Below are 26,521 nucleotides of genomic sequence, written 5' to 3'. Positions count from 1 at the left end.
GTACGGAGCCATTTTTGTTGAACCCCCGATTGCTGTCGCAGTGCTCAAAAGAGATTAGTTAGAGGCTTTTTTCCACCCTTTTTGCACGTCGGATCAATTTTTCATATACGACAATGTCCTCTGGCACCTCGACTCCTGCGGCAACGAGAAGCTCTCGGGCGAGTTCTGCAGCTCTGCGTTTGGTCATCTTCGCTATGGATGACTGCCGTAGCTTGTCTGCGGTATCAGCCAGCAAAGCATCTCGCTGAAACTTCGGCTTCACGCCACGAATAGTTGGAGCGGCCTCCAACTTCTGCTCGGTAATATCCAACACATCGGACACCATGGTGGCCTTCGCCTCAAGGTCAGAAAGCAAGCCACCGCTGAAAAAGCACCCATGGCTACGCCAGCTGGCCTCGTTGATGAGACCCTCGACGAAAGGAGAGAAATTGCTTAGCCGCTGTAGCGCTTCACGAAGACTCAGGTGCGCCTGCTGTATTTCGCGAATTTCTTCGTGGCGCGCGGGTCCTTTTTCCGTTTCGCGGGTGACCGCTCTGTAGGACCCAAGCCTTTGCTTTAACCATTCCTGAAGATCGCCGTCGTGATGTTCGGCCATGTCAGCGATAATTGCCTGCGCAGCATCAGACAGGCTTTCATCGACCAAATCACCTGTACCCCACTCGAGTTGATTGTCGAATACTGGAAGTGCCTTTGATCGCTTGCCCCTTATTATTGCCATGCTTGTAGCCCCCTCTCCACGCTCACCACTTCGGTGTTCCGGTGTGCAAAATCATAAGGCGTGATGTGCTTTTCCCGGTTGGCGTCCAGGTAGTCAGCCCACCACGTCATCATCCGTCGGCGCTCTTCCAAGTGCTCAGCCTTGTGGATGTAGGCCGCGCGCACGCCGTTGCGCTCTTGGTGGCTCATTTGCCGTTCAACCGCGTCACGCGACCACAGGCCGGACTCGACCAACGCGGAACAGGCCATAGTGCGGAAACCGTGCCCGCAAACCTCTATCTTGGTGTCGTACCCCATGCGGCGCAGTGACTTGTTTACGGTGTTCTCCGACATTGGCCGCCAGTGGTAGTGATCGCCCGGCAACACCAGATCAAAACGCCCGCTAAGCCGGCGTATCTGCTCTAGCACTTCAAGCGTCTGGCGTGACAGAGGGACAAGGTGCGGCGTCCCCATTTTGGCCCCTCGGTGCGAGCTCTTGACGCCCTCGATTGGTGCCCGTTCGCCGGGAATCGTCCACATGCTCCGGGCAAAGTCGAACTCAGACCAGCGGGCAAAGCGCAGCTCACTAGAGCGAATGAACAACAGCAGAGTAAGGCTTACGGCAAGTTGGGTTAGTGGGCGCCCGGTGTCGGCCTCGATGCGTTGCAACAACTCCGGCAACCGCTCAAAGGGCAAGGCCGGGCGGTGCTTGGTCTTGCGGGTAGCGGTCGCCCCGACCAGATCAAGCGCCGGGTTGTACTCGATGAAGTTGCGCTGAACGGCGATTCGCATGATTCCGGCGATGCGCTGGCGCAGTCGCCCAACCACATCAAGCGCGCCGCGCTTCTCTACCGCCTTCAGACAGGCCAGCAGGTCGCGGGTTTTCAGGTCGGATACGGGGCGTTTGCCCAGCATGGGGAAAAGATCAACCTCAATCTCTTTCAGCACCCTGACCGCGTGATCCTTCGACCATTTGCCGGCCATGCTGGCGTGCCATTCCAGAGCCAACGCCTCAAAGGTGTTCCCCGCCTCATTGGCCGCATCGATCTTTGCTTGCTTAGCGCTCTCGATGGGGTCTTGGCCATGCGCCAGCAACTCGAGTGCATCGGCTCGACGCGCGCGGGCGGCTTTCAGAGTGAGAGCCGGGTAGTTGCCGAACGTGGCCAGACCAGGCTTACCGCTTGGCTTTTTATACTTGAAGCGCCAGACCTTGGTGCCGGTAGCCCTTACAAGCAAAAAAAGCCCTTGCCCGTCGAACAGGGTGTAGTCCTTTGCGCGGGGCTTGGCGGCCTCGCATTTGGGGTCAGTAAGAGGGGTTACGGTGCGCGCCATAGGTATACGCCTCGATATCGAACCGATATATACCTAAACGTATACCTAAATCGTGGGGCTGTACAGGAACATACGGGGATATTCAGACACAAAAAAACCGGCTATAAGGCCGGTTTTTCTAGGCTTCAGGTGTTTACGGGAACATCTGAAATCATATTATTGGTGCCCGAAGCCGGAATCGAACCGGCACGCCCTTACGAGCGGGGGATTTTAAGTCCCATGCGTCTACCAGTTTCGCCATTCGGGCGGTAGCGCGGTGAAGCCTTCACGACGATCTGATGCAAACCCGTCGTTTTTGCCACTGTCGCGGCAGGGGGAGAAATATATACAGCCATCCCCTGCTAAGCAAGTTCGTCGAGGCTAATTTCAAGACAAAACCTTGCAACGCAATCGAAACAAAAAAGCTCTGTAGATCATGGATCTGCAGAGCTTTCTACAGGGTCGGCCGAGGTCGCGAACGATCCGGCTATAACACCCTGAATTTCAATAGGTTAGCACGCACACTGTTGTGCAAGCCACTGATTTTTAAAGGCCTTCCCCCCTTGGCGTGCAAGGGTCGGGGTTGCCGAACGTGGCTCTTGCCCTCTTCCGGTCAAACCGGAGAAATGGTGGCGAGTACACCAATCAGGATGGTTAACGCCAGAAATCCACCCAGAAACACGGCCATCTTCAACATGTGGTCTCCACCTTTTTCAGTCTGCGGTCATGGCGTTATTGTGCGACGCAGGCGGTGTTCGTTACAGCAGCAGAAAGCAACGAAAAATACGGATCAGAATCACCCCTTGAGCGTGCAGGGCAGGCGCCCTCCTGCCCCAAACTGGCGCGAGGCATCCGGCGCCAGGTCGGGGATCAGTGGGTACAGAAGCCTCCAGATCCCGGGATTACGTGAGGTCGAAGCGATCGAGGCTCGATCCTCACCCAGTGGATTTTCAGGCCCTATTCCACGAGGCCTGTAGCGGTATCGCTCGAACCCTTTGGGGCCTGAATGGCTCCAGCGGGCTGCGCAATGCCAGCTTCATGACAACATTACCAGCCATCACAGACGTCCTTCCGAGCGTACAAAGCCCCCCACCTGCTCTGTCCCACGCGGCCACGCTGAAAACGCCACGACGGACAGGCGAGGTCAGACTCTGGCCTGCTCCCTTCCCTGTTATTCAAGATCAACGAAAATCAGCTCGCCCTGGAAGCGGCCATCATGGAACTCAAGCTTTGGATCGCGCCCAGGTTGCCGAAATCGTTCGCGGCGTCCTGGTCACGATTGACCGGAATGAGTGGTATCGGCCCTTCCCGATAGCTGGGGAAAGGACAAAAGTCCCCCTCGGACGCCTGCGAAAGCAGGGGTGATAGATCAATCAACATCATGACTAAAGTCATCACGTTGCTTGCCGAGGGCAGGCAAAATCCTACGCGACAGGAAAAGAAAACAGGCTTTTAGCCAGAATCGCGACAATGCGAGACCGCCTGTTGATCGTACACCGGTAGATCAACCTCAACAGATGACCCTATGAAAGACCCCATTCGCTACGCCGACTACATGCACATGATCGGAGCCGGTCGCCGCGAAATACCCATGCGTGAACTGGTATCCGCACCGGTTCGCGATGTCGATGGCCGCTGGCAGGCCGCGCCCCACAAAGCTGCGAAATTGCGCGGAGACGAGATCGCCGCCATCCTCAAGCCCTATATCAATGTCCGGCTGATGGCGCAGCTTCGCGCCGTGGTGCCGCTGGCCCTGTACCTGGTGTTGTTTCAGATCATCATCCTGCGCCAGTTGGTGGAGGACTCGCTGCTTGTCACGGGCGGCCTGTTCGCCGTGATCGTCGGCCTGATGCTGTTCATGGAAGGGCTGAAACTCGGCCTGATGCCATTCGGCGAAATCATCGGCAGCAACCTTCCGCGCAAGTTATCCCTGCCTGTGGTGTTGCTGGTTACCCTGCTGCTGGGCATCGGGGTGACGTTCGCCGAGCCCGCTATCGGCGCGCTGCGCGCCGCTGGGCAGAACGTTTCTGCGCAGCACGCGCCCTACCTCTGGGCGATACTCAATCAGTGGACCAGCGAACTGGTCCTGGTTGTAGGGGCCAGCGTCGGCCTGGCCGCTGTAGCCGGCACGCTCCGCTTCCTCTACGGCTGGAGCCTGAAGCCGTTGATCTATTTATCGCTGGCGCCCGTTCTGCTGCTGACGGTGTATATGAGCAGTGACCCTGAGCTGGCAAAGGTTATTGGCCTGGCCTGGGATGCTGGCGCGGTCACCACCGGGCCGGTCACTGTACCGCTGGTCCTGGCGTTGGGCATCGGCATCGCGGCTGCCGCAGGCAAGGGCGGCTCCGGGCTGTCCGGGTTCGGTATTGTCACCCTGGCCTCGCTGTTTCCCGTCATCGGGGTTATGGCGCTGGGCCTGTACGTGGCGGCTATCTCCTCGCCGGCGGAAATCATCGCCGCGGCGCAGGCCGCTACCGACGCCGGACAACAGGCTGCGCACTGGCACAGGGTCAGCCCCGGACTGGAGATTGTGTCGGGGCTACGGGCCATTGTGCCTTTGGTGGTATTCCTACTGATCGTGCTGAAACTGCTGCTGCGCCAGAGCCTGCCGCGGCGCGGTGAGATCTTGCTCGGTATCGCCCTGACCGTGGTGGGCATGTGCGTGTTCAATCTCGGGCTGACCTACGGTCTGTCGAAGCTGGGAGGGAGTGCCGGTTCGCTGATTCCGACGGCCTTCATGCAGACTCCCGGCTCGGACGACTCCCCGCTCTATAGGTATCAGGTGGGGCTGGTACTGGCCTTGGCCTTCGCCTGGGTGCTCGGGTACGGCGCGACCGTCGCCGAACCCGCGCTGAATGCGCTCGGCGTCACCGCAGAGACCCTGACCAACGGCTTTATCCGCAAGCGCAGCCTGATACGTGCGGTATCGATAGGCGTCGCCTGCGGTATTGCCGTGGGTGTGGCCAAGCTGGTATTCGGCCTGCCACTGGTCTGGCTGGTGGTGCCGTCCTACCTATTCGCTGTGGTACTGACGGTTTTTTCCACCGAAGAGTTTGTCAATGTGGCTTGGGACAGTGCGGGTGTCACCACGGGGCCAATCACCGTGCCGCTCGTTCTGGCCATGGGGCTGGGACTGGGCAATGCCACCAACGCAGTCGAGGGTTTCGGAATACTTTGTATGGCATCCGTCGGCCCCGTCATCACCGTCATGCTCCTCGGACAGTGGGCGCGTTTCCAGTTGTGGAGACAGGCAAAGGCCGTCACGAAACAGCCTGCGAATCAATTATTGGGCACGGGAGAAGCGGGATGAAAGCTGAAGGCATTACCTACCTTACTGACGTTGCACTGATCACCTGCATTGTCCCCGTCGGGCGCGCAGACCTGGTGATCCGTGCGGCCCAGGGCATGGGCGCGCCAGGCGCCATTGTCTACCACGCCAACGGGCTTGGCCCCCGTGAGCGGCACGGCCTGCTCAGCATCGCCATCGATGCGGAGAAAGAAGTGGTCAGCCTGCTGGTCGCTACCGACTACCAGGACGCGGTACTCGAGGCCATCTATCACGCGGCCAACCTGGATGTTCCCGGTGCGGGCATGATCTATACGACACCGGTGGAAAAAGTGGCCACCTACATCCCCCGGGAAATGCTGGAACAGGGGAATGCCTCGTGAGCGTGCCGGTTGCGGGTATACCGGGCGGGGCTGCAAAACTCATTACCTGCGTGTTGCCCGACGATGGCACGGAACGCAGGCTGTTGCTGCTGTTGCGAGAGGCGCATGGCATTACGCGCGCGGACAGCGTCAGTTGCCGCGGTGTAGCCGTACTGCAGGCCGCCAAGGCGCCCCGCAACGAAGTGCCAGAAGCGGTGCTCTCCCGGGTGGTCAACGTGGTGGTGGATGACGCCCAGGCCGAAGCGGTGTTCGACTTCATCTGTGCAAACGCCGGGCTAACCGGGCCAGGCAGAGGCTTGGTGTACATGGTTGCGTTGAATTTCGCGACGCCACTGGCGATGCCCGCGGGCGTAACGTAAGAGCCCGCCGCGCGAGGCGCTTATTCAGCAAAAAGCTTCGACTTGGCTGGCGGGTGCAGGATCTTCATGAGTCCAGTCATCGGGAAGCCATGGGAGCACGCAGGACAAATTTACAAAATTGCCTGGGTACCGGCAATGAAGAAGTCAGGGGTCCGATACCGCAGGCCATGCCAACGCCGCCACACATACGCATCGATGATGCTCTCGGCGGGAGAGCATCCAATGTGGGTAGCCAAGCAGTTAGGCCATGAAGACTGGACAATGATAGCCAGAGTTCATGGCCGCTGGATGCCTTCTGCAGATGTTGGAGCCGGCAACCGCGCCGAGGCGCTTTTTTGCCGCAAACGCCAACATCATGACAACCTCTGCGCTATACCCCGCTATTTAAGTTAAGTCGAATCGATCAAGGTTCATCACTTTGTTCCAGGCCGCGACAAAGTCACGCACGAACATCGGCTGGGCGTCGCTGCTGGCGTAGACTTCGGCGAGTGCCCGGAGTTGGGAGTTGGAGCCGAAGACCAGGTCAACCACCGTGCCCGTCCACTTGAGCGTGCCCGTGGCCCGGTCGCGCCCCTCCAGCACGCCTTCAGCGGTGGCGGATTTCGCCCACTGGGTGTTCATGTCGAGCAGGTTCACAAAGAAATCATTGCTCAGTGTTCCCGGTTGCTGAGTGAACACGCCGTGGTGGGACTGCCCGAAGTTGGCGTTGAGCGCACGCAGGCCGCCAATGAGCACCGTCATCTCGGGCGCGGTGAGTGTCAGCAACTGTGCCTTGTCCACCAGCACCTCGGCTGCACAATCCTCCAGTCCCTTGCTGGCGTAGTTGCGGAAACCATCTGCAATCGGCTCCAGTACGGCGAACGAGTCCACGTCGGTCTGGTCCTGCACGGCGTCCATGCGCCCTGGCGAGAACGGTACCTTCACGTCGTGACCGGCTTTTTTTGCGGCGGCCTCGATGGCGGCGCAACCGCCCAGCACGATCAGGTCGGCGAGCGACACCTTCTTGCCGCCGGACTGCGCGTTGTTGAAGTCGTTCTGGATCGCCTCCAGTTGCGCCAGGACTTTGGCCAGTTCAGCCGGTTCGTTGACCGCCCAGTTGTTCTGCGGCGCCAGGCGAATACGCGCGCCATTGGCGCCACCGCGCTTGTCGCTGCCGCGGAACGTGACCGCGGACGCCCAGGCCGTGGTGACCAACTGAGGTGCGGACAAGCCGCAAGAGAGGAGCCTGGCCTTGAGGGCGGCGATGTCCTGCTCGTCAATCAAGGGGTGGTCCACGGCGGGAATCGGGTCTTGCCACAGCAGTTGCTCGGTCGGCACCAGCGGGCCAAGGTAGCGGGCAATCGGCCCCATGTCGCGGTGGATCAATTTGTACCAGGCCCGCGCGAAGGCGTCCGCCAACTGATCCGGGTGGTCGTGGAAGCGCCGGGCAATCTTTTCGTAGGCCGGGTCGAACCGCAACGACAGGTCGGTGGTCAGCATCGAAGGTGCGTGACGTTTCGAGGGGTCATGGGCATCCGGCACCGTACCGTCACCAGCGCCATTCTTGGGCTTCCACTGGTGCGCACCGGCCGGGCTCTGGGTCAGTTCCCATTCGTAGCCGAACAGGTTGGACAGGAAGTTGTTGCTCCACGACGTTGGGGTGCTGGTCCAGGTGACTTCCAGGCCGCTGGTGATCGCATCTCCCGCGACCCCGGTGCCAAAGGCGCTCTTCCAGCCCAGGCCTTGCTGCGCGATGTCGGCCGCCTCAGGGTCGGGGCCCACCAGTTGCGCATCGCCGGCACCGTGGGTTTTACCGAAACTGTGGCCGCCAGCGATCAGCGCGACCGTTTCCTCGTCATTCATGGCCATGCGGGCGAAGGTTTCGCGGATATCCCGCGCTGCCGCAATCGGGTCCGGGTTAGCATTGGGGCCTTGCGGGTTGACGTAGATCAGCCCCATCTGCACGGCACCCAGGGGGTTTTCCAGGTCCCGGTCGCCGGTGTAGCGGTTGTCGCCCAGCCAGGTGGTCTCGGAGCCCCAATAGATGTCTTCTTCCGGCTCCCAGATGTCCGCGCGCCCGCCGGCGAAGCCGAAGGTCTTGAAGCCCATCGACTCCAGTGCAACGTTACCGCTCAGGATCATCAGGTCGGCCCAGGAAATGTTGCGGCCGTATTTTTGCTTGATCGGCCACAGCAGCCTGCGCGCCTTGTCGAGGTTGGCGTTGTCCGGCCAACTGTTGAGCGGGGCGAACCGTTGATTGCCGGTCCCACCGCCGCCGCGACCATCGGCGATGCGGTACGTGCCAGCGCTGTGCCAGGCCATGCGGATGAACAAGGGGCCGTAGTGCCCGAAGTCCGCTGGCCACCAGTCCTGCGAATCGGTCATCAAGGCATGCAGGTCCTTGATCACGGCATCCAGATCAAGCTGCTTGAAGGCCTCGGCGTAATTGAATCCCTCCCCCATGGGGTCGGACTTGGAAGAGTGCTGGTGCAGGATGCTCAGTTTCAGTTGATCTGGCCACCAGTCGGCATTCGACGGGGCTTGTGCTACCACATGTTTACGAGCGTCACCCGCGAACGGGCACTTCGATTCGGTTGACATGGCTAACTCCAACTGTTGTTTTCAGACTAATCCACTGTGCAGTGTGGAACGCGGTTCCCACCCCATCCAATAGGTTTTGGGAATGGTATTGATAGCCTCTATGGATGTGCCCCCTTGTCGCCGGTGGGTCATCGCCCATGAAGGATCTGCGCAGACCGGTCTCGTGAGGCTGTCGCCGTCGCCACGGGTTCGATGCAGGCATTCACGAACCGTCACTCAGGGTCCACAAACAGACGCTTACAGAACAACAAGTGTGGACCCGCCTCTGGATCTCGCCACCCTCCCCCCCTGATTCTCCCCCATCGACGTCGCGCTGATGGGGAACACCCGCTCCCGGGCCGAAACACAGGCCAGGACGGCTGAAGTGAGATAGTTCTCAAAAACGCTTAAAACGGCTCAAGCGAACTTTTTTGTCATCGCCCGTGCAGGCTAATCTCCCGGCCAGACGACAGAAGGCAACTTTTTCACAGCGTCCACTGTATCGCCGAACCTCAATCGACAAGCGATGCTTTCTCTATTTTCCCAACGCGTGGGTACGATATGTTTAGAACAATAATCTGCGTCATCGGCTTAGTCATCTTGCTGCCCGTAAACGCTTCGGCTGAGCAGTCGTCAACACCCACGTCAACAGTGCTGGTTCAGGGTACAGCGTCATGGGACGGTATTGCCTATGGTCAATATCCCAAAGGTACTCCCCAGCTCACCGTTACACGGATTGTCATTCCAGCCAATACATCGCTTCGCTGGCATCGCCATCCCATGCCCAGTGCTGCATACGTGGTGAAAGGCTCCTTGCAAGTCATCAAGCAAGCGACAGGGGAGCGTCAATCCTTCAGCACGGGGGATGCAGTACTTGAAGTGATGGATACCACTCATCAAGGGGTCACCGGCGCTGAAGCCGTCGAGTTGATTGTCTTCTATGCCGGTACGGCTGGCTTACCCCTTTTCCAGTAGTGACGGGCGGTGCCCCACCCAGGGGAGACTTTGAATTATCAGGAGGAAAAACCTCTTTATATGTAAATCAGTGCTCCGGGAGAGACCGCATGCGCGCGCCGCATCACAGCGGTCGCTCTCGTTACTCATCGGTGCCAAACGCAATCAGCTCTACAGGGTCTGCTTTTTCGTCGACTTCCAACCTGAACGCCAACAGACAGCCGATATTTTTGTATTCTCTACGCTTGGGGTACGAACCTTGCCCTACGCCACTCCATTTCGTTAGCTGAGCCGATGAGCAAATACAACAAGAAGTCCCCACCCTTAAAATATGCACACTTCTTCAGTGCGGCTTTCGCAGTAGGTTTGAGCCTATTTCCGCTAATCACCGTGGCGAAACACGAGACGGATGACCCGTTATCTCGCACACTCACCGAGATCGAGACGCACCTGAATGCACGCCTGGGGGCAACGATCATCGATACGGAGTCGGGAAAGGTTTGGTCTCATCGGGCTGACGAACGATTCCCCATGACAAGCACGTTCAAGGCATTTGCTTGCGCAGGCCTTCTTGCTCGTATCGATGCGGGAAAGGAGGATCCAAATCGCAGGGTCGTCGTCCATGAAGATGACCTCGTCACGTACTCCCCCGTGACGGAGCAACGCGTTGGCGGCGACGGCATGACGCTTTCTGAGCTTTGTGAGGCAGCCATGTCCATGAGTGACAATACTGCGGCCAACATAATCCTTGGCACCCTTGGAGGACCAGATGGCTTCACCAGGTTTATGCGCTCGTTGGGGGATGATATAACCCGACTCGATCGCTGGGAAACCGCACTTAACGAAGCCATGCCCGACGACCCGCGCGACAGCACAACTCCTGAAGCTATTGCACGGAGCCTGCAGGAACTTGTCCTGGGGACCAAACTCTCACCCTCCTCCCGCCAGCAGCTAGAAAATTGGCTTGTCGGTAACAAAGTGGGCGGACCATTGCTTCGTGCAGGCTTGCCAGCGAACTGGCGAATCGCTGATCGAACAGGTGCAGGCGGGTATGGTTCACGGTCCATCGTTGCGGTGATCTGGCCGCCTGAGCGCAAACCAGCGGTGGTCGCCATTTACATCACCGAGACCGAAGCATCCATGGATGAACGCAACGCAGGCATTGCTGAAATCGGACGCATGCTTGCAACATTACTAGGCCCCGCCTGAGCGCTTGGTCGTGATTGCTGGATCGCACTGGTCGGCCCGTGCCAGCAGCAATATTCTGTCCCGCACGATACAGAAACCGAAGTCCCCGCAGGACAGCGCTCATCAGATGCAGGCGAAGCGCGCAAGACAAAAACCTCGCAATCCAAGATGACCCTTGCACGGATTTGCGCCCATGTCCTATGTTTCCAGAGTCTGCTTCGGGTCCGCCTCCTGAAAACAGGACAACACCTTCATACCGGAGCCGTCCATGGATCTCGCCACCTTCACCCTGTTTCTCCCTGCCTGCTTCGCCCTGAACATGGCGCCAGGCCCCAACAACCTGCTGTCGGTCAGCAACGCGACCCGCTACGGCTACCGCACCTCCTGCCTGGCCGGGGTCGGGCGTTTGCTGGCGTTCGCCGGGATGATCGCCCTCGCCTCGGCCGGGCTGGCGGTGGTGCTGCAAACGTCGGAGTGGTTGTTCTACGGGATCAAGATCCTCGGCGCGGCTTACCTGTTTTACCTCGCCTATCAATTGTGGAAGGCCAATCCCCAGGCCGAAACACAGGCCAGGACCGCTGAAGCGGGACTGCTGGCGTTGGCCCGGCAGGAGTTTCTGGTGGCGGCGGGCAACCCCAAGGCGATCCTGATTTTCACCGCCTTCCTGCCGCAGTTTGTCGATCCGGCGCAGCCGGTAACGCCGCAGTTCGCGCTGCTGGGCCTGTTGTTTCTGGTGCTAGAGTGGATTGCCATCGCGGCGTATGCCTACATGGGCCTGCATATGCGTCGATGGTTTGCCCGCCCCCAGGGCAAGCGGATGTTCAATCGGTGCTGCGCCGGGTTGTTGTCGGCGGCGGCAACCGTGCTCTTGATGGCGCGCCGCGCCTGAGGTGAACCGGTAAAATGACTGAAGCCTTTGCAAGGATTGCGTTGGGGCCATTGCTGCTGATTCAGGGCCTCTACACCCGCTGGGTTACCCCAAAGTTGCCGGAAGCCGAGGGCGAGCGCCAGGGCGTGGCCGGTTGTGGCGTGGCGCTGCGCCTGTTGATTCTGGGTGATTCCGCGGCCGCCGGTGTCGGCGCAGCGACCCAGGACGAAGCCATAACCGGGAAGCTGGTCGCACGGCTGGCCAACGATTATCGGATTACCTGGACACTCTGGGCGCAATCGGGCCTGGATTCCCAGGCGCTGTTGAACGTGCTCGAACGCAACTCACCGGAACCCTTTGATGTGGTGTTGCTGTGCGTCGGCGTGAACGATGTCACCAGCCGCATCAGCGCTGATCGATGGCTGGCTCAACAGGACCGCTTGATGGAGTTATTGAGCGGCAAATACGCCGTGAAGCAGATTGTGGTGTCCCCGCTGCCGCCCATGCACCTATTCCCGGCGCTGCCGCAACCGCTACGCTGGTACCTGGGCAGCCGGGCCAGTCGTTTCAACCACCGGCTGGCCGGCCTGGCCGAGCGCAAGGACCACTGCACATTGCTGGCCATCAGCCTGGTCCCGGTGGCCGGCCTGATGGCGACGGACGGGTTCCATCCAGGCCCGGCAATCTACAGTCTGTGGGCAGACCATGCGGCCCAGGCCATCCAGCAACGTTTCCAGCACAACAAAAACACAGGAAGCTGACTATGCCCGAGCTGAAACTGCATCCCAACGCCGCAGCGTCCCTGCAACAGTGGCACGCCATGATCCGCAGCCATGACTTGCGGGCGCTGCCCGACTTGCTGGACCCTCAGGCGGTATTCCGCTCGCCGATCGCCCACTCGCCTTACCCGGGGGCGCCCGTGGTGTCGATGATCCTCAATACGGTGATCGACGTGCTTGAGGAATTTACCTATTACCGTGAGCTGGCGACCGCCGACGGGCTGAACGTTGTCCTCGAATTCAGCGCCAAGGTCGGCGACAAGACGCTCAAAGGCATCGACATGATCCGCTTCAACGAACAGGGAAAAATCGTCGAGTTTGAAGTGATGGTCCGTCCCATGAGCGGTTTGCAGGCGCTGGCCGAAGAAATGGGACGCCGCCTGGGCGCCTACCTGGCCGCCAGCAAGGCCTGATGGCGCAGCCACGACGAATGTGACCGCAAGACTCCGGGTGCGACACCCTGGACACAGGACTAATCTGTCCAGGGTGCCCCACTGCCTATCCGGATCCGCCATGCCCTATGACCACGCCAGCCAGTTCCTGGCCGCCCTCGACGCTGACTGGGCGCGCCTGATCGCCACCGTCGGCCCTTGCCTGCACGAACCCAAGCCGACTCGCGATCCGTATGAAGCGCTGGTGCGGGCCATCGCCTATCAACAACTGCACGTGCGCGCCGGCGATGCGATTGTCGGCCGGTTGCTGGTTTTGTTCCCCGGCCAGTCATTTCCCAGTGCCGAACAACTGGCGGCCAGCGACGTTGCCCTGCTGCGCGGTTGCGGCTTTTCGGCCAGCAAGGTCGCGACCATCCAGGGGATCGCCCAAGCGACCCTGGACGGTGTGGTGCCCGACTACGCGACCGCACTGGCCCTGGACGACGAAACCCTGATCGAGCGCCTGACCCCGCTGCGTGGCATTGGTCGCTGGACCGTGGAGATGCTGCTGATCTACACCCTCGAACGCCCGGACATCCTGCCCGCCGACGACTTCGGGGTGCGGGACGGCTATCGACGCCTCAAAGGCCTGGCGACCACGCCGAGTCGCAAGCAGATGATCGACCTTGGCCAACCCTTCCACCCTTACCGTACGGTGGCGTCGTGGTACCTGTGGCGAGTGCCGAAGACATGAAAACCTACAGTTTGCTGAACGCCCGCCGCGAGACGGTGCCGAGCACGGAACCGGGGCTGCTGGGTGGCCATCGTCGTTCAAGGATCTATGGCCGTCTGGATTGCCCTGGCGCCCTGCGCGCCATCGCACGGGGCGGCTACGTCAAGCATCGGGTGTTCTTCGCCGACGAAGCCACCGCCCGCGCCGCCGGTTATCGCCCGTGCGCGGTATGCATGCCCCAGGCGTATGCGCAGTGGAAAAAATCCGCTGAGCGATCCGATTAAACAGCCTGAAACACTTAATCCCCTGGCAGTCCGCAAGCGCGCCCCTGCCCCCTGACACGCTCTACCGTTGGCCTGCAGCGCAGCCGCCCGGTCAATGCCAGGCGTGATCCGTGCCCGCCCCCGCCCAGCCGGGCGATCCCACAGCCAATATCCCGGTCATTCCTGGCATCACTTGGTACCATTGCGCACACTTATGTGAAGAATTCGTGCCTGGAAGTATTTTTTGTGAATCTTTTTCGTCATCGGTTACAGCACCCCCGCGCCCGCCTCATTGCCCTCATCACCCTGGTGCTGATCGTCCCCCTGTGCCTGCGTACCGCACTGGGCTGGTCCAATCCGCTCGGCTACCTGTCCGACCTCGCCATCGGCAGCCTGCTGGTGGTGCTCCTGCATCGCCGTGCCTGGTGGCTGGCGCTCCCGGTGTTGCTGGTCTGGGGCCTGATGTCCGTGGCCACCGCCGAACTGGTCAGCGCCGTCGGGCGACTGCCCAATGCCGGCGATCTGAACTACCTGATCGATCCGCAGTTCGTGGAAAAATCCACCAGTGGCAGTTTTGCCCAACCCTGGCTGGCCGCGGCCCTCGGGCTGGGCCTGCTGGCCTGGCTGATCACCCAGTGGACCGGCCGCTCGACGCCCCGGCCAGCACTGCCCCGAAAAGCCTGGGCGGCTCCGCTGCTGCTGTTGCTCGCGCACTGGGGCGTACAGAACCTGGCACCGTCCGATGCCGATCAATGGCGCCTGTTCAACCTGCCCCATCAATTATTGGCCGCCGGTGTCGGCGAGGTGCAGATGCGCACGGAAGAATGGCTTGAGGGCGACGTGGTCGAGACGGCCCCGCAGATGGCCGGGCTCACCCAACTGGACTTGAACGGACAGAAAATCCTTGCCGAACCCGGCCGCGCGCGCAACGTCTTGATCATCGCGCTGGAAGGCATTCCCGGCGCCTATGTCCAGGCCAACCGCCAGGCCCTGCACAGCAGTTATCAAGAAAACCTCATGCCCAACCTCAGCCGCTGGGCCGAGCGTGGCATGAACACGCCGGACTACGTGCTACACAGCCACCAGACCATCCGTGGCCTGTACGCCATGCTCTGTGGCGATTACGACAAGCTGGACAACGGCACGCCCAAGGGCGTCGAGATGCTGACCCAGAACGAGCGTAACCAGGCGTGCCTGCCGGCCCAGTTACGCAAGCACGGCTTTGCCACCCACTACCTCCAGGGTGCCGGCCTGCGCTTCATGGCCAAAGACAAGATCATGCCGCACATCGGCTTCGACACCACCCTGGGCCTGGACTGGTTCACCAATGTATCGTACCTGGACTTCCCTTGGGGCAAGGATGACAAGGCCTTCTTCGAAGGGGCGCTGGACTATGTCAGCCAGCTCAAGACGCAGCAGCAACCCTGGATGCTCACCCTGCTGACCGTCGGCACACACCAGCCCTACTCGGCGCCCGAAGACTACCTGCAGCGCTACGACACACCCAAGCAGGCGGCCGTTGCCTATCTGGACGATGCCTTGGGCAACTTCCTCAGTGGCCTGGAGCAACAAGGCGTTCTGCAGGACACCCTGGTGATGATCACTTCCGACGAGTCCCACGGCATCGATGGCGTGCGCCTGGCCTCCTCTTGGGGCTTCAACCTGACCCTGGCACCCGAGCAGGCGCAGCTGCCCAACATCAATCCCGGGGTCTACGGCCATGTCGACCTGAGCTCCTCGGTCCTCGACTACTTCGCCCTGCCGGTACCGCCGAGCCTGAGCGGTCGTTCGTTGTTTCGAGACTATGAAACCGGTCGCGAGATCATGTCGTACACCAACGGCAACCTGCGCTATCACGATGGCCAGGGCACGTTCACCGAGTGCGACTTCCAGCAACGGTGCCGCTATTACACCAGCGAGGGCTTCATTGCCGATCGCGCGGTGTATGGCGGGCAATATGGCGGCCTGCGGGCACGGCAAATCACCGCCCGGGCCGAGGCCCTGGATCGCACCCTGCTGCGCACGCCCCTGAACCAGCACTACCAGTTCGGCAGCCCGGCGATCATCCCGCTGCAGGCGCAGATCAAGGACGACTGGGCAGACAACCTGATCGGCGCGCAATACCTGGAAATGCCCAAGGGCTCACAGACCCGCGTGCGCCTGACCGTGCGCGCGGTCGACCCGCAGCAGACGGCGTACATCCTGCTCAAGGCCAAGGAACTGGAACAGGATGTGCCGCTGGGCTTGCCGGAAGAAATGATGGTCACCGCCGACCAACCGCTGGAGATGGATTTCAGCTTCGATAACCCGGAGTCGCGCAAGGCGTTCTCCTTCCACCTGCTGGGCTATGGGTTGGGCGCGGTCGAGGTCAGTGACTTCACGGTGATCACCGAAGAGCCGGGGCAAGCGCAACCGCAGGATGAAGCGGTGGACGAAGAAATCGCCCATTCCAGCTAGCGCGCCGACCCGCTCAGGAGCGCCCTTCGTCCACCGTCTTGTCGGTGACGACGGGCGGCTCGATGCCCCAGTCGCCATGCAGGTACCAATCGTCGCCAATCATCTCGGCCGGATGCATCGTCCGGTCAGCACCATTGCCGCACGCCAGGGCACTGGCGGCACAGTAGCGGTCGCACCCCCAGCAAATGCGTTCAGGATGTTTGGGACTGATGGGAAAGGTCTTGGCCATGTCGATCCCCGGATGATCGATGGGTAGGCGTCCAACCTACCGCGCCGGGGCGACTCTGCCCTTGATGCAGGTCAATTCCGGCATCCCTGCTTCCATGACACGCCTGGACAGGCGCACTGACGCCCCCGGTTGATCGCTGCGAAAATTGACCATAATCATTATTATTCTCAGTAATGCTTCCTAGACTCGGGCTCCTACTCGTCAGTCCCCAGGAAGCCATCATGCGTACTCCCCTCTCGCTGTCTCTCGCCCTGCTGTTGTTCGCGCCACTGGCACACGCCAAGGAATACCCGATCGGAGAGCCCCAGTTGTGCCCGGGGCTGGAAGTCGGCGCGGTGTACTTGCAACCGATCGAGATGGCGCCTGCGGGCATGATGCGCGCCACCGCCGACTCCGATATCCACCTGGAAGCCGATATCCGCGCCACAGCGGACAATCGCCAGGGCTTTCAGGAAGGCAGTTTCGTGCCCTACCTGAACGTTGCCTTCAGCCTGCAGAAATCCGGCAGCGAGCCACCGGTCAAAGGGATTTTTCATGCCATGGTCGCCAACGACGGTCCTCACTACGGCGACAACGTGAAGCTGCAGGGCCCCGGCAAATACCAGCTGACCTTCACCCTCCTGCCGCCCGGCGGCCATGGTTCCCTGGGCCGTCATACCGACAAGGAAACCGGTGTCGAACCCTGGTTCGAACAGTGCGAACTGCGCTACGAGTTCATCTATGCCGGGATCGGCAAAAAAGGCGGCTACTAAAATGCCCCCCCTGGCACCCGAGCCACCCGCACCAGGCCCCCTGGCCCCGTTTCACCGACGCCTGGCCTGGCTGGTGCTGGCCTGGGCGGTCACGCCCCTGATGGCCCATGCCCAATTGCCCAGCTTCGAGCTGAGCCTGCGCGACGGCCATTTCACCCCCGCCCTGCTGGAAGTCCCCGCCGGGCAGCGCTTCAAAATCATCCTGAAGAACGTCGGCGAGGGGCCGGCGGAATTCGAAAGCACCCCGTTACGGGTCGAGAAGGTGCTGTCACCGGGGGTCACCACCTTCGTCGTGATTCACCCCCTGCGGCCCGGCCACTACCCGTTCTTCGACGAGTTCAACCCGCAGTTGCCCGAGGGCGCCATCCTCGCGAAATAACCGGCTCAACCACGGAGTTTCCATGAATCAATCAATGTTCATCGTCTGGCGCGAAAGCGTCGAGGCGCTGCTGGTGATCGGCATTCTCCAGGCCTGGGCAAGCCAGCAAAGCCAGGCGGCTCGGCTGGTCAATTACCTATGGGCGGGCGTGGTCCTGGGGCTGATGCTCTCGGGTTTGCTGGCGCTGCTGATTCTGTTCGCCGGTGACGCCATGAGCGGTTCCGCCAACGAATGGTTCCAGGCTTCCCTGGCGCTGGTGGCCAGCTTGCTGATGGTGCAGATGGTCGGCTGGATGCACCGCAACGCACGCAGCCTCAAGACTGATTTGCAACGCCAGGCCGACAGCCAGCTGGCTCGCCAGGGCGGCGTTGGCCTGATGCTCCTGGCCATGCTCGCGGTCAGCCGCGAGGGCAGCGAAACCGTGGTCTTTCTGTATGGCGCCGGGGCCCGCCTGCAAGGTCCGGCGCTGGGCCTGTTTGCCGTCGGCGCAGGTGCGGGGCTGGTGCTGTCGGGGTTGACCATCGGCTTGCTGCACAGCACCCGTCGACTCATTTCATGGCAGCGCTTCTTTGCCGCCAGCGAAGTCATTCTACTGTTGCTCGGCGCGGCGCTACTGATCAGTGCCACCGAAAGAATCAGCGGCCAACTGCTCGCCCTGGACTTGCCGGACTGGGCCTATGGCCTGATCGGCGAAGCGCTGTGGGACAGCCGTACCGTACTCAATGACAGCCATGGCCTGGGCGGTTTCCTGGCGAGTATGACCGGTTACCGGGCGGCGCCCAGCGGCTTGAGCCTGCTGGTGCTGAGCGGTTACTGGCTGGCGGTCGGCGGCTGGTTGCGTCAACGCCCCCCGAGGGCCGTCCCATGCCCGGGCTGAGTCGGCACAACCGCTGGTTGCAGCGCCTGGGCGACGGCATGCGCCGCCACGCGACGGCGATTCGCGTGGTGCAGTGGCTGGTCGTACTGTTCTATGGCGGGCTGCTGGTGCTGCCGGCCCTGTTGCCGCTGCCGGACAGCCAGGCCCGGATACTCGACAACCTGACCCTGCTCGCGCAGTTTCTGTTCTGGGGTATCTGGTGGCCGTTCGTGCTGCTGTCGATGCTGCTGTTCGGGCGACTCTGGTGCGGTGTGCTGTGCCCGGAAGGTTCACTGAGCGAGTGGGCCAGCCAGTACGGCAAAGGCCTGGGCGTGCCGCGCTGGGTGCGCTGGGGCGGCTGGCCGACCCTGGCGTTCTGCCTGACCACCCTCTACGGGCAGTTGATCAGTGTGTATGACTACGCCCAGGCCGCCCTGCTGATTCTGGGCGGTTCCACGGTCGTGGCGGTCGGCGTCGGCCTGCTGTTCGCCAGGGGCAAGCGCGTCTGGTGTCGTTACCTGTGCCCGGTCAGCGGCGTCTTTGCCCTGCTTGCGCGCCTGGCCCCGGTGCACTTCCAGGTCGACGAACAGCGCTGGAAAGACAATGCAGGCCCCCGCCTGCCCCCTCCCAATTGCGCGCCCTTGCTGGACATCCGTCGCCTGCGGGGCGCCAGCGACTGCCATGCCTGCGGGCGTTGCAGCGGGCAACGTGACGCCGTGCAACTGATCGCCCGGTCCAGCAACCAGGAGATCCTCCACGCGACAGAAGATAACCTGTCGCCGTGGGACGCCCGCTTGTTGCTGTTCGGCGTGATCGGTCTGGCCATGGGCGCGTTTCAATGGACGGTCAGCCCCTGGTTCATTGCCCTCAAGCAGTCCCTCGCGCAATGGCTGGTCGGGCACGAAGTGTTCTGGCCCTTGCAGGACAACGCGCCCTGGTGGCTGCTGACCCACTACCCCGCACTCAACGACAGTTTCAGCTGGCTCGACGGCTTCAGTATCGTCCTGTACCTGACGGCCAGCGCCCTGGTGCTGGGTGGCGGCTTGCTGATCCTGCTGCGCGGGGCGGCGCGACTGGCCGGTGACCCTGCGCTCTACGTGCCCCTGAGCCTGACACTCACCCCTCTGGGCGCCGCCGGACTGTTTCTCGGGCTGTCGGCGACCACCGTGAAGTTGCTGCGCTATGAAGGGCTGTTGCTGGAATGGGTACAGCCGGCCCGGGCCTGGCTGTTGCTGGGCGCCATCGGCTGGAGCCTGTTGCTGGGCTGGAAACGGATGGCCCTCCAGGGCATTCCCCTGCCCCGGCGCAGCGCTGTGGGTGCTTGCCTGTTACTGGCCAACGCACTGGTGGGGTATGGCTGGTGGTTGCAATTCTGGGGGTGGAACTGAGGTATCCAACAACATCATGCACAGCCTGTCTAGATCGCTCCCACGCTCTGCGTGGGAACGATCATCCTGTCTGGCCCTACCCACGCAACACGAACTCCGGAAACAGATCACGCAGGGCCGCCCACAGTTCAACCTGGTCAAACTGCAATGAAACACTCGACAAGCGCGGATCGAACATCCGTTCGGTCCTGACCAGTTGCACGGCAAAACGCTTGACCCCGCGCTCGCTCAAACGTCGGGCGAGGGTCAATAGCCGTGCGGGATCGAGCAGATGCCAATGCACCGTGGTGCGACACTCATAGTCGACGCCGCTGGCCAGCAGATGCTCCAGACTCTGCCAGTTGGCCACGCCACTGCCCCGGACACCGGTGATCGCCTGGCAATCCTCGGCCAGCGCCTTGACGTCGAAGCCGACCCAATCGGCACCGGCCACAGCCCTGGCAAAGGCGTCCGGTTTGATCCCGGCACTGTGCAAGCCGATACGAAAACCCATCGCGCGCACTTCATCCATGGCCGCCAGCAAGCTGTCCTGCAAGGTTGGCTCGCCGCCGCTGAACACCACGGCATCGAGCAAGTCCTCACGGCGTTGCAGGAACGCCAGCACCCGGCACCAGTCCACCTCTTCACTGCCGCGAGGCGGGATCAACTGCGGGTTATGGCAGTAACGACAACGCCAGGCACACCCCTGGCAGAACAGCACGCAGGCCAGCATGCCCGGATAGTCGAGCGTGGTCAGGGGCACCATGCCCCCGACCCTGAGCGTTCGACTCATTGGCGCCCGGCCGATGCCGCGCATTCGGTGAAATGGACCCGCTCGCGGTGCTCGGACTGCTTACCCGGGTTGAACGCCGAGACCGGGCGGTGATAACCCATCACCCGGGTCCAGACTTCGCAACGTTGACGCTTGGCCTGAGGCAATGTGTGCAGTGCATTCATGGTGTAGCTCCTTGCGGTTGAGTGAAATGAAATCAATGGGCCGTGCCCGGGTGCTGCTCGCGCAACAAGGCCTCGTCGCACTTGGGGCAGAACTCGTGTTCGCCATCGAGGTAACCGTGGACCGGGCAGATGGAAAAGGTCGGGGTCACGGTCAGGTACGGCAGGCGGAAGCGCCCGAGCGCCTTGCGCACCAGTTGCTTGCAAGCCTGGGTCGAGGAAATCCGCTCGGCCATGTACAGGTGCAGCACCGTGCCACCGGTGTATTTGCATTGCAGTTCGTCCTGCAACTCAAGGGCTTCGAAGGGGTCGTCGGTAAAGCCCGCCGGCAGTTGCGAGGAGTTGGTGTAGTACGGCGCCTGGCGGCTGCCGGCCTGAAGAATGTCGGGGTAACGCTTAAGGTCTTCCTTGGCAAAGCGGTAGGTGGTGCCCTCGGCCGGGGTCGCTTCGAGGTTGTAGAGATGGCCGGTTTCTTCCTGGAAGCGCACCAGGGTGGCGCGCACATGGTCCAGCAACTGCAGGGCAAACGTACGGCCCTGCTCAGTGTGCATGCCCTGCTCGTCACCGCTGAAGTTACGCAGCATTTCATGCAGGCCATTGAGGCCGATGGTGGAAAAATGATTGCGCAGGGTCCCCAGGTACCGTTTGGTGTAAGGGTACAAACCGGCGTCCATATGGTGCTGGATCACCTTGCGCTTGACCTCCAGGCTCTCCATCGCCAGCTCCATCAAGGCGTCCAGCCGCTGCAGCAGGCCGCTGGCGTTGCCTTTGAACAGGTAACCCAGGCGCGCGCAATTGAGGGTCACCACGCCTAGCGATCCGGTCTGCTCGGCCGAGCCGAACAGGCCGCCCCCGCGCTTGAGCAGCTCGCGCACATCCAGTTGCAACCGACAACACATCGAACGCACCTGGTTGGGCTGCATGTCCGAATTGAGGAAGTTCTGGAAGTACGGCAGGCCGTAACGGGCGGTCATCTCGAACAGTCGGTCAGCGTTCTCGCTGTCCCAGGGAAAATCATGGGTGATGTTGTAGGTCGGGATGGGAAAGGTGAACACCCGCCCCTTGGCGTCACCGGCCTGCATCACCTCGATATAGGCACGGTTGAGCAGGTCCATTTCCACCTGCAGGTCACCGTAGGCAAAGGGCATTTCCTCGCCGCCGATCACCGGGATCTGCTCGCGCAGATCCTCTGGGCACACCCAGTCGAACGTCAGGTTGGTAAAAGGCGTCTGGGTGCCCCAGCGCGATGGCACGTTGAGGTTGTAGATGAACTCCTGAATCGCCTGGCGCACCTGCTGAAAACTCAACTGGTCCTGGCGCACGTAGGGCGCCAGGTAGGTGTCGAACGAACTGAATGCCTGGGCCCCGGCCCATTCGTTCTGCAGGGTGCCGAGGAAGTTCACCATCTGCCCCAGGGCACTGCTCAGGTGTTTCGGCGGGCCGGCCTCGACCCGGCCGGGTACGCCATTGAGCCCTTCGTGCAACAGCGTGCGCAACGACCAGCCCGCGCAGTAGCCGGCCAGCATGTCGAGGTCGTGCACGTGCAGATCCGCCTCGCGATGGGCCCGACCGATGGCCTCGCTGTACACCTCGTCCAGCCAATAGTTGGCGGTGACCTTGCCCGATACGTTGAGCACCAGCCCGCCCAGGGAATAGCCCTGGTTGGCATTGGCCTGCACCCGCCAGTCTTCTCGGTCCAGGTACTCGTTCATCGAGGTCGCCACCTCGACCATGGTCTTGCGGTCGCGGCGCAAGCGTCCGTGCTGCTCGCGATAGACGATGTAGGCGCGCATGGCGAAGAAAAACCCGGCGTCCATCAATACCCGTTCGACCCGGTCCTGGATCTGCTCGACATGCAGTCGCGCGTGTCCTTCGAGCTGGGCCAGAACAGCCTCGAGCAACCCTTCGACCTCGACCTCGGTGTACTCGCCAGTGGCCTTGCCCGCTGCGATCAACGCCTGGCGAATCTTGTCCGCATCGAAGGCAACCAGACTGCCATCGCGTTTGTGCAGCCGGTTGCGTCCTACACTGATCAGCGTGCTATGCATTGGAACTCCAAACACTACATATAGGTTTTAATTAACTTGAAAACACAATATGCAGTGCAGGCTACGGATAAAGGACACGCCTGCAATTGATCGATATCAAGATTTACCGGCAAAAAAAAACGCCAGTGGCAGTCAGCCATGGCGCACAACCTGTGACGGCAGCCGGTCGACGCTCGATTGCCAAACGCCACCTGTAGGAGCGGGCTTGCCCGCGATGGTCGTCAACGATAACGCGTGCTTTCTGACTCAACGCGTTGCTCTTGCGTTCATCGCGAGCATGCTCGCTCCTACATAAAAACCGCACACGCCGAATCACCCCCCACTCATGTTCATGAATCGCACCAGTTGCACCGTCCCTTCGGGATTGAAGTCGTGGCGCAACGGCTTGTGGCGCAATGCCTGTTGCACGGCGTTGATCAGGGGCTGGTCGTCCAGCGGGTAACGACGCAGCAAGCCGCGCAGGTCCAGGGCATCCTCCTGTCCCAGGCAGAGCAGCAGCCGCCCTTCAACGGTCATCCGCACCCGGTTGCAGCTGCCACAGAAGTTGTGGCTGTTGGGCGAAATGAAACCGATCCGGGTCTCGGGATGCTGCGCCAGACGCACATAGCGTGCGGGGCCACCGCTGTTTTCGGTGCTGTCGAGCAACGGATAGCGACTGGCGATCAGCGCCCGGACCTCGTCGCTGGAACAGAACGATTCGCCCCGGGCACGGCCGACATCGCCCAAGGGCATTTCCTCGATGAAACTGATATCGATGCGCTGGTCGATGGCGTATTGCACCAGCGCCAGCACTTCATCGAAGTTGCGCCCTTTCATCACCACGCAGTTGAGCTTGATCCGCTCGAACCCCGCCCCCCGCGCCGCTTCGATGCCGCCCAGGACCTGATCGAGATTGCCGTTGCGGGTGATCGCGAGAAACTTCTCTGGGTCCAGGCTATCGAGGCTGATGTTCATCCGCTTGACCCCGGCCTCTACCAGCGGCCGGGCCAGGCGTTGCAGTTGTGAGCCATTGCTGGTCATCACCAGCTCGCGCAAGCCCGGCAAGGCGGCGATGTGACGGCAGAGGTCGACAATGCCGGGGCGAATCAGCGGCTCGCCCCCCGTCAGGCGGATCTTGCGCACACCCAGGCCGACGAACAGCGTCGCCAGACGCTGCAACTCCTCCAGGGTGAGCACCTGCTGGCGCGGCAGAAACGTCATGTTCTTGGCCATGCAATACACACAGCGAAAATCACAACGGTCCGTCACCGACATCCGCAGGTAGTCGATCTGCCGTCCATATCCATCCTGCATCAGCGTGCTCATCACATTCCCCTTGGCCTCGTGGTTACTGCACCAGCGGTGAGTCGGCGCCCTGTAGATGGATGCCACGAACATCCGCGGCGCCAATCAGGGTTTGCAGGTACTGCACCAGCGCCTTTTGCCAGACACCCTGTTGCAACTGGGTGCGAATCGCCGTCGAGACCACCTCATAGGGCAACGCCTTGCCTTCGATCCGCTGGTCGACACTGACCACATGCCAGCCAAACCGGCTTTCCAGCGGCTTGCTGGCCAACCCCGGCGCCAGGGTGAACAACTGCCGCTCCAGTTCCGGCACGGTCTGGCCTTTGCTGATCTGCCCCAGCGAACCGCCCTGGGCCTTCGACGGGCAGGCCGAGTACTTTTGTGCGAGCTCGGCGAAGCTGCCGGGAAATTCCTCCAGGCGCTGCACCAGGATCTCGGCCTGAACGTGCGCCAGGCTGCGCGCCTCGGCATCGTCCGGGGCACATTCGAGCAGAATGTGCCGCACCGCCAGCAACGGCGCACTGTGAAAGCGCGCGCGGTTGCTGTCGTAGTAACGCTCACAGGTGGCCTCGTCACACTCGGGCACCTGCACCTCGCGTTCGAGCAGCAAGCGCGTGGCGGCCTCCTCTTCGTTTTCGCCGGCGCCCAGTTGCAGCGACAGGCCAAGCTCGGCGATGCGCTGCTGCAACAGTTCGCGGATCACCAACGCCCTGGCCGCCTGGTACACCGCCTCCTCACGGCTGGGCGCCGGATGATATTGCAGCTCCCGGGCCATCGCTTCCGGGGTGATCGGCACCTGATTGACGCTGATGATCGGCCACTCCTGCTCACTACTGGCGATCAGTTGTGCGGGGGCTTGCTCAGCCGCCGCCGGTTCAGGGTGCGGCGGTTCAAACGCCACCGCCCCGCCCGCTACGCTTTCGACCGCTAGCGGCTGCGGAGCACTGGAAGCCCCACAACCACCGCTGCCGCCTTTACCGCCGCCACATCCACATCCACCTGACATGATTGCCTCCTCAGATTTTCTGCCGAACGATTTGATAGCGCCGCCCCAGGTACCAGACCGGTGCGCTGACGATGTGCACCAGACGGGTGAACGGGAACAGCACAAACAGGGTCAAGCCGAGCAACACGTGCAACTTGTAGATCAGGCCAACCGGCGCCATCGCCGCCGCTGCCTCCACCGGCCGCAGGAGCACGGTGTTCTGCGCCCAGTCGGCGAGCAGCACCATCACCGAGCCGTCCATGTGTTCGGTGGACGCCACGATCGTCAGCAGGCCGAGCACCAACTGGGCCAGCAGCACCAGCAGCACCAGGATGTCCGAGGTGCTGGAAGTGGCGCGCACCCGCGGGTCGCTCAGGCGCCGGTTCACCAGCATCAGCAGGCCGATCAGGCACAACAGGCCGAAAAAGCCCCCGGAGACCATCGCCAGCAATTGCTTGTGCTCGGTGCTGATCACATGGTGATAGACCGACGCCGGGGTCAGCAGGCCGACGAAGTGGCCGGCCAGCACGAACAGCACGCCGACATGGAACAGATTGCTCGCCACGCGCATCCCGCGATTGTTGAGCATCTGGCTGGAGCCAGCCTTCCAGGTGTACTGCGAAAGATCGAAGCGGGCCCAACTGCCCAGCAGACAGATCGCCAGCGCGATATAGGGATACACCCCGAACAACAACAGGTTCCACTTAGACATTGCCCACCTCCCCGGCGGGCACGCTGGCCACGCCTTCATGCTGAAAATCGACCCAGTGCAGCGGTACCGCGCTTTCTTCCCGGGCCTTGCCCGGCGCACTCGGCTGCGCGCCACAACGGTCCTGCTGCTCGGCCTGGAGGAAGTCCACCGCCTCTTCTTCCCAGACCTTGTCCAGGGCCTCCAGCGAGTCGTCCCTGGATTCGGCGGCGACCTGCGCGCGCAATTGCGCCACCGCCTCCTGCGGCTCGGCACCGGCAATCTGCAACAGCGCCCGGAAGCAGCTGGCATAGGCGCTCTCGCGCTCCTCCAGACGTGCCGCCAACAAGGCCAGCAAGTGCGAAACATCGGCCAGCCCTTCGCGGGCCTCGAGGTCTTCGCGGGTAGACAGGAACTCCAGGTACAGCGGGATATAGTCCGGCAGCTCCTTGACGCCGATGGCGAAACCGGCGGCCTCGTACTGCGCCATCATGTCGACCATCGCCTGGCCACGGTCACGGGACTCACCGTGCACATGCTCGAACAACAGCAGCGACAGCGAGCGACCGCGACCGAACAAGGCACCGTAGTGCTCCTGCCCATCCATCAGGTCGTTGCCGCAGATCAGTTCCAGCAACTCGAACAGCGCCCCCCGTTGCCGGGGGCTGATTTCCCGGGAGTGGATGATTGCCTGCTCCAGTTCGTCTCGAGCCGCTATCAGGGTGTCGGTCGGGTAATCGAGCAACAGTGAAATCACTTTGAGAATGCGCAT

The 26,521-nt window shown here is 61.7% G+C and carries 26 protein-coding genes, 1 tRNA gene and 1 pseudogene; 16 read left to right on the top strand and 12 right to left on the bottom strand.

The annotated features are described in order from the left end of the window. Window positions 1-58 precede the first annotated feature (58 nt). The 3 genes from CKW29_RS10340 to CKW29_RS10330 form a co-directional block, all read right to left on the bottom strand. The gene (locus tag CKW29_RS10340) at window positions 59-718 is read right to left on the bottom strand and encodes a hypothetical protein (protein ID WP_095148380.1); all 660 of its coding nucleotides are present in this window, start codon (window positions 716-718) and stop codon (window positions 59-61) included. Continuing rightward, entirely contained in the window at window positions 709-2,028 is a 1,320-nt protein-coding gene (locus CKW29_RS10335; RefSeq protein ID WP_095148379.1) for an integrase arm-type DNA-binding domain-containing protein, read from the bottom strand. Before CKW29_RS10335 ends, CKW29_RS10340 begins: the two co-directional genes overlap by 10 nt. 160 nt (window positions 2,029-2,188) lie before the next feature. Continuing rightward, window positions 2,189-2,275: transfer RNA gene (locus CKW29_RS10330), tRNA-Leu, on the bottom strand. 888 nt (window positions 2,276-3,163) lie between these two features. Here CKW29_RS10330 and CKW29_RS26010 point away from each other — a divergent pair. From CKW29_RS26010 to CKW29_RS10315, 4 genes and pseudogenes are all read left to right on the top strand, one after another. Continuing rightward, window positions 3,164-3,372, top strand: a pseudogene (locus CKW29_RS26010) (hypothetical protein). A gap of 160 nt (window positions 3,373-3,532) precedes the next feature. Beyond that, window positions 3,533-5,317 (top strand): DUF1538 domain-containing protein, encoded by a 1,785-nt coding sequence (locus CKW29_RS10325; RefSeq protein WP_095148378.1) that lies wholly within the window; start codon window positions 3,533-3,535, stop codon window positions 5,315-5,317. Beyond that, window positions 5,314-5,676, top strand: coding sequence for a P-II family nitrogen regulator (locus CKW29_RS10320; protein ID WP_095143442.1), 363 nt, complete (start codon window positions 5,314-5,316; stop codon window positions 5,674-5,676). Before CKW29_RS10325 ends, CKW29_RS10320 begins: the two co-directional genes overlap by 4 nt. Continuing rightward, window positions 5,673-6,035: a hypothetical protein gene (locus CKW29_RS10315; protein ID WP_095143441.1), complete on the top strand. Its 363-nt coding sequence runs from the start codon at window positions 5,673-5,675 to the stop codon at window positions 6,033-6,035. The genes CKW29_RS10320 and CKW29_RS10315 overlap by 4 nt, the downstream gene beginning before the upstream one ends. 384 nt (window positions 6,036-6,419) lie before the next feature. Here CKW29_RS10315 and katG read toward each other — a convergent pair whose 3' ends face one another. Then, entirely contained in the window at window positions 6,420-8,615 is a 2,196-nt protein-coding gene (gene katG, locus CKW29_RS10305) for a catalase/peroxidase HPI (RefSeq protein WP_095143440.1), read from the bottom strand. Between the two features lie 540 nt (window positions 8,616-9,155). On the opposite strand from katG, the gene CKW29_RS25485 reads away from it, so the two are divergent. From CKW29_RS25485 to CKW29_RS10265, 8 genes are all read left to right on the top strand, one after another. Further along, on the top strand, window positions 9,156-9,569 hold the full coding sequence (locus CKW29_RS25485) for a cupin domain-containing protein (protein ID WP_141234413.1): 414 nt from the start codon (window positions 9,156-9,158) through the stop codon (window positions 9,567-9,569). Window positions 9,570-9,842: 273 nt separating this feature from the next. Next, window positions 9,843-10,757, top strand: coding sequence for a class A beta-lactamase (gene bla / locus CKW29_RS10295; protein WP_095148377.1), 915 nt, complete (start codon window positions 9,843-9,845; stop codon window positions 10,755-10,757). Window positions 10,758-11,004: 247 nt separating this feature from the next. Then, window positions 11,005-11,625, top strand: coding sequence for a LysE family translocator (locus CKW29_RS10290; protein ID WP_095148376.1), 621 nt, complete (start codon window positions 11,005-11,007; stop codon window positions 11,623-11,625). A gap of 14 nt (window positions 11,626-11,639) precedes the next feature. Beyond that, complete coding sequence (locus CKW29_RS10285; RefSeq protein ID WP_095148375.1) at window positions 11,640-12,365, top strand: SGNH/GDSL hydrolase family protein; 726 nt, start codon at window positions 11,640-11,642, stop codon at window positions 12,363-12,365. 2 nt (window positions 12,366-12,367) lie between these two features. Continuing rightward, entirely contained in the window at window positions 12,368-12,796 is a 429-nt protein-coding gene (locus CKW29_RS10280) for a nuclear transport factor 2 family protein (RefSeq protein ID WP_095148374.1), read from the top strand. A 100-nt stretch (window positions 12,797-12,896) separates the two neighbouring features. Further along, window positions 12,897-13,508, top strand: a complete 612-nt coding sequence (locus CKW29_RS10275; protein ID WP_095148373.1) for a DNA-3-methyladenine glycosylase — start codon at window positions 12,897-12,899, stop codon at window positions 13,506-13,508. Then, entirely contained in the window at window positions 13,505-13,771 is a 267-nt protein-coding gene (locus tag CKW29_RS10270; RefSeq protein WP_095143434.1) for an Ada metal-binding domain-containing protein, read from the top strand. Before CKW29_RS10275 ends, CKW29_RS10270 begins: the two co-directional genes overlap by 4 nt. Before the next feature lie 225 nt (window positions 13,772-13,996). Further along, window positions 13,997-16,207 carry an LTA synthase family protein gene (locus CKW29_RS10265; protein ID WP_095148372.1) on the top strand — a complete coding sequence of 737 codons (2,211 nt, stop codon included), beginning with the start codon at window positions 13,997-13,999 and terminating at the stop codon, window positions 16,205-16,207. A 13-nt stretch (window positions 16,208-16,220) separates the two neighbouring features. Here CKW29_RS10265 and CKW29_RS10260 read toward each other — a convergent pair whose 3' ends face one another. Then, the gene (locus CKW29_RS10260; RefSeq protein ID WP_095148371.1) at window positions 16,221-16,436 is read right to left on the bottom strand and encodes a DUF3079 domain-containing protein; all 216 of its coding nucleotides are present in this window, start codon (window positions 16,434-16,436) and stop codon (window positions 16,221-16,223) included. 221 nt (window positions 16,437-16,657) lie between these two features. On the opposite strand from CKW29_RS10260, the gene CKW29_RS10255 reads away from it, so the two are divergent. The 4 genes from CKW29_RS10255 to CKW29_RS10240 are packed head-to-tail and all read left to right on the top strand — an operon-like array spanning window position 16,658 to window position 19,811. Continuing rightward, a complete protein-coding gene (locus CKW29_RS10255) occupies window positions 16,658-17,188 on the top strand; it encodes an iron transporter (RefSeq protein ID WP_095143431.1) in 531 nt (176 codons plus the stop codon). 1 nt (window position 17,189) lies between these two features. After that, the gene (locus CKW29_RS10250) at window positions 17,190-17,567 is read left to right on the top strand and encodes a cupredoxin domain-containing protein (protein WP_095148370.1); all 378 of its coding nucleotides are present in this window, start codon (window positions 17,190-17,192) and stop codon (window positions 17,565-17,567) included. Between the two features lie 22 nt (window positions 17,568-17,589). Beyond that, window positions 17,590-18,444, top strand: a complete 855-nt coding sequence (locus tag CKW29_RS10245; RefSeq protein WP_095148369.1) for an FTR1 family protein — start codon at window positions 17,590-17,592, stop codon at window positions 18,442-18,444. Then, window positions 18,432-19,811, top strand: coding sequence for a 4Fe-4S binding protein (locus CKW29_RS10240; RefSeq protein ID WP_095148368.1), 1,380 nt, complete (start codon window positions 18,432-18,434; stop codon window positions 19,809-19,811). Before CKW29_RS10245 ends, CKW29_RS10240 begins: the two co-directional genes overlap by 13 nt. Before the next feature lie 76 nt (window positions 19,812-19,887). On the opposite strand, the gene CKW29_RS10235 is transcribed toward CKW29_RS10240, so the two are convergent. The 7 genes from CKW29_RS10235 to narJ all read right to left on the bottom strand — a co-directional run bounded on the left by CKW29_RS10235 (window position 19,888) and on the right by narJ (window position 26,521). Further along, window positions 19,888-20,583, bottom strand: a complete 696-nt coding sequence (locus CKW29_RS10235; RefSeq protein ID WP_305887440.1) for an anaerobic ribonucleoside-triphosphate reductase activating protein — start codon at window positions 20,581-20,583, stop codon at window positions 19,888-19,890. Next, window positions 20,580-20,747 carry an anaerobic ribonucleoside-triphosphate reductase gene (gene nrdD / locus CKW29_RS10230; protein WP_095082507.1) on the bottom strand — a complete coding sequence of 56 codons (168 nt, stop codon included), beginning with the start codon at window positions 20,745-20,747 and terminating at the stop codon, window positions 20,580-20,582. Before nrdD ends, CKW29_RS10235 begins: the two co-directional genes overlap by 4 nt. Before the next feature lie 32 nt (window positions 20,748-20,779). Then, window positions 20,780-22,792, bottom strand: a complete 2,013-nt coding sequence (locus CKW29_RS10225; RefSeq protein ID WP_095143426.1) for a ribonucleoside triphosphate reductase — start codon at window positions 22,790-22,792, stop codon at window positions 20,780-20,782. A 312-nt stretch (window positions 22,793-23,104) separates the two neighbouring features. Next, a complete protein-coding gene (gene moaA / locus CKW29_RS10215) occupies window positions 23,105-24,097 on the bottom strand; it encodes a GTP 3',8-cyclase MoaA (protein ID WP_095143424.1) in 993 nt (330 codons plus the stop codon). A 22-nt stretch (window positions 24,098-24,119) separates the two neighbouring features. Further along, window positions 24,120-25,082: a peptidylprolyl isomerase gene (locus CKW29_RS10210; RefSeq protein ID WP_095148366.1), complete on the bottom strand. Its 963-nt coding sequence runs from the start codon at window positions 25,080-25,082 to the stop codon at window positions 24,120-24,122. Between the two features lie 10 nt (window positions 25,083-25,092). Continuing rightward, on the bottom strand, window positions 25,093-25,773 hold the full coding sequence (gene narI, locus CKW29_RS10205; protein WP_095082499.1) for a respiratory nitrate reductase subunit gamma: 681 nt from the start codon (window positions 25,771-25,773) through the stop codon (window positions 25,093-25,095). Further along, the gene (gene narJ, locus CKW29_RS10200) at window positions 25,766-26,521 is read right to left on the bottom strand and encodes a nitrate reductase molybdenum cofactor assembly chaperone (protein ID WP_095082497.1); all 756 of its coding nucleotides are present in this window, start codon (window positions 26,519-26,521) and stop codon (window positions 25,766-25,768) included. Before narJ ends, narI begins: the two co-directional genes overlap by 8 nt.

The sequence above is a fragment of the Pseudomonas sp. Irchel s3a18 genome, from assembly GCF_900187535.1.
Taxonomy (GTDB): domain Bacteria; phylum Pseudomonadota; class Gammaproteobacteria; order Pseudomonadales; family Pseudomonadaceae; genus Aquipseudomonas.
The sequence above is the reverse complement of the archived record's forward strand: the minus strand, read 5'-3'. Positions and strand labels throughout refer to the sequence as shown.

Excerpts from the sequence above, each read along its gene's own strand:
- moaA (WP_095143424.1), bottom strand. The coding sequence starts at position 24,097 with ATGAGCACGCTGATGCAGGATGGATATGGACGGCAGATCGACTACCTG.
- CKW29_RS10235 (WP_305887440.1), bottom strand. The coding sequence starts at position 20,583 with ATGAGTCGAACGCTCAGGGTCGGGGGCATGGTGCCCCTGACCACGCTC.
- CKW29_RS10290 (WP_095148376.1), top strand. The coding sequence starts at position 11,005 with ATGGATCTCGCCACCTTCACCCTGTTTCTCCCTGCCTGCTTCGCCCTG.
- CKW29_RS10320 (WP_095143442.1), top strand. The coding sequence starts at position 5,314 with ATGAAAGCTGAAGGCATTACCTACCTTACTGACGTTGCACTGATCACC.
- katG (WP_095143440.1), bottom strand. The coding sequence starts at position 8,615 with ATGTCAACCGAATCGAAGTGCCCGTTCGCGGGTGACGCTCGTAAACAT.
- narJ (WP_095082497.1), bottom strand. The coding sequence starts at position 26,521 with ATGCGCATTCTCAAAGTGATTTCACTGTTGCTCGATTACCCGACCGAC.
- CKW29_RS25485 (WP_141234413.1), top strand. The coding sequence starts at position 9,156 with ATGTTTAGAACAATAATCTGCGTCATCGGCTTAGTCATCTTGCTGCCC.
- CKW29_RS10255 (WP_095143431.1), top strand. The coding sequence starts at position 16,658 with ATGCGTACTCCCCTCTCGCTGTCTCTCGCCCTGCTGTTGTTCGCGCCA.
- CKW29_RS10210 (WP_095148366.1), bottom strand. The coding sequence starts at position 25,082 with ATGTCAGGTGGATGTGGATGTGGCGGCGGTAAAGGCGGCAGCGGTGGT.
- CKW29_RS10325 (WP_095148378.1), top strand. The coding sequence starts at position 3,533 with ATGAAAGACCCCATTCGCTACGCCGACTACATGCACATGATCGGAGCC.
- CKW29_RS10285 (WP_095148375.1), top strand. The coding sequence starts at position 11,640 with ATGACTGAAGCCTTTGCAAGGATTGCGTTGGGGCCATTGCTGCTGATT.
- CKW29_RS10250 (WP_095148370.1), top strand. The coding sequence starts at position 17,190 with ATGCCCCCCCTGGCACCCGAGCCACCCGCACCAGGCCCCCTGGCCCCG.
- CKW29_RS10245 (WP_095148369.1), top strand. The coding sequence starts at position 17,590 with ATGAATCAATCAATGTTCATCGTCTGGCGCGAAAGCGTCGAGGCGCTG.
- CKW29_RS10275 (WP_095148373.1), top strand. The coding sequence starts at position 12,897 with ATGCCCTATGACCACGCCAGCCAGTTCCTGGCCGCCCTCGACGCTGAC.
- nrdD (WP_095082507.1), bottom strand. The coding sequence starts at position 20,747 with ATGAATGCACTGCACACATTGCCTCAGGCCAAGCGTCAACGTTGCGAA.
- narI (WP_095082499.1), bottom strand. The coding sequence starts at position 25,773 with ATGTCTAAGTGGAACCTGTTGTTGTTCGGGGTGTATCCCTATATCGCG.
- CKW29_RS10240 (WP_095148368.1), top strand. The coding sequence starts at position 18,432 with ATGCCCGGGCTGAGTCGGCACAACCGCTGGTTGCAGCGCCTGGGCGAC.
- CKW29_RS10270 (WP_095143434.1), top strand. The coding sequence starts at position 13,505 with ATGAAAACCTACAGTTTGCTGAACGCCCGCCGCGAGACGGTGCCGAGC.
- CKW29_RS10335 (WP_095148379.1), bottom strand. The coding sequence starts at position 2,028 with ATGGCGCGCACCGTAACCCCTCTTACTGACCCCAAATGCGAGGCCGCC.
- CKW29_RS10280 (WP_095148374.1), top strand. The coding sequence starts at position 12,368 with ATGCCCGAGCTGAAACTGCATCCCAACGCCGCAGCGTCCCTGCAACAG.
- CKW29_RS10340 (WP_095148380.1), bottom strand. The coding sequence starts at position 718 with ATGGCAATAATAAGGGGCAAGCGATCAAAGGCACTTCCAGTATTCGAC.
- CKW29_RS10260 (WP_095148371.1), bottom strand. The coding sequence starts at position 16,436 with ATGGCCAAGACCTTTCCCATCAGTCCCAAACATCCTGAACGCATTTGC.
- bla (WP_095148377.1), top strand. The coding sequence starts at position 9,843 with ATGAGCAAATACAACAAGAAGTCCCCACCCTTAAAATATGCACACTTC.
- CKW29_RS10225 (WP_095143426.1), bottom strand. The coding sequence starts at position 22,792 with ATGCATAGCACGCTGATCAGTGTAGGACGCAACCGGCTGCACAAACGC.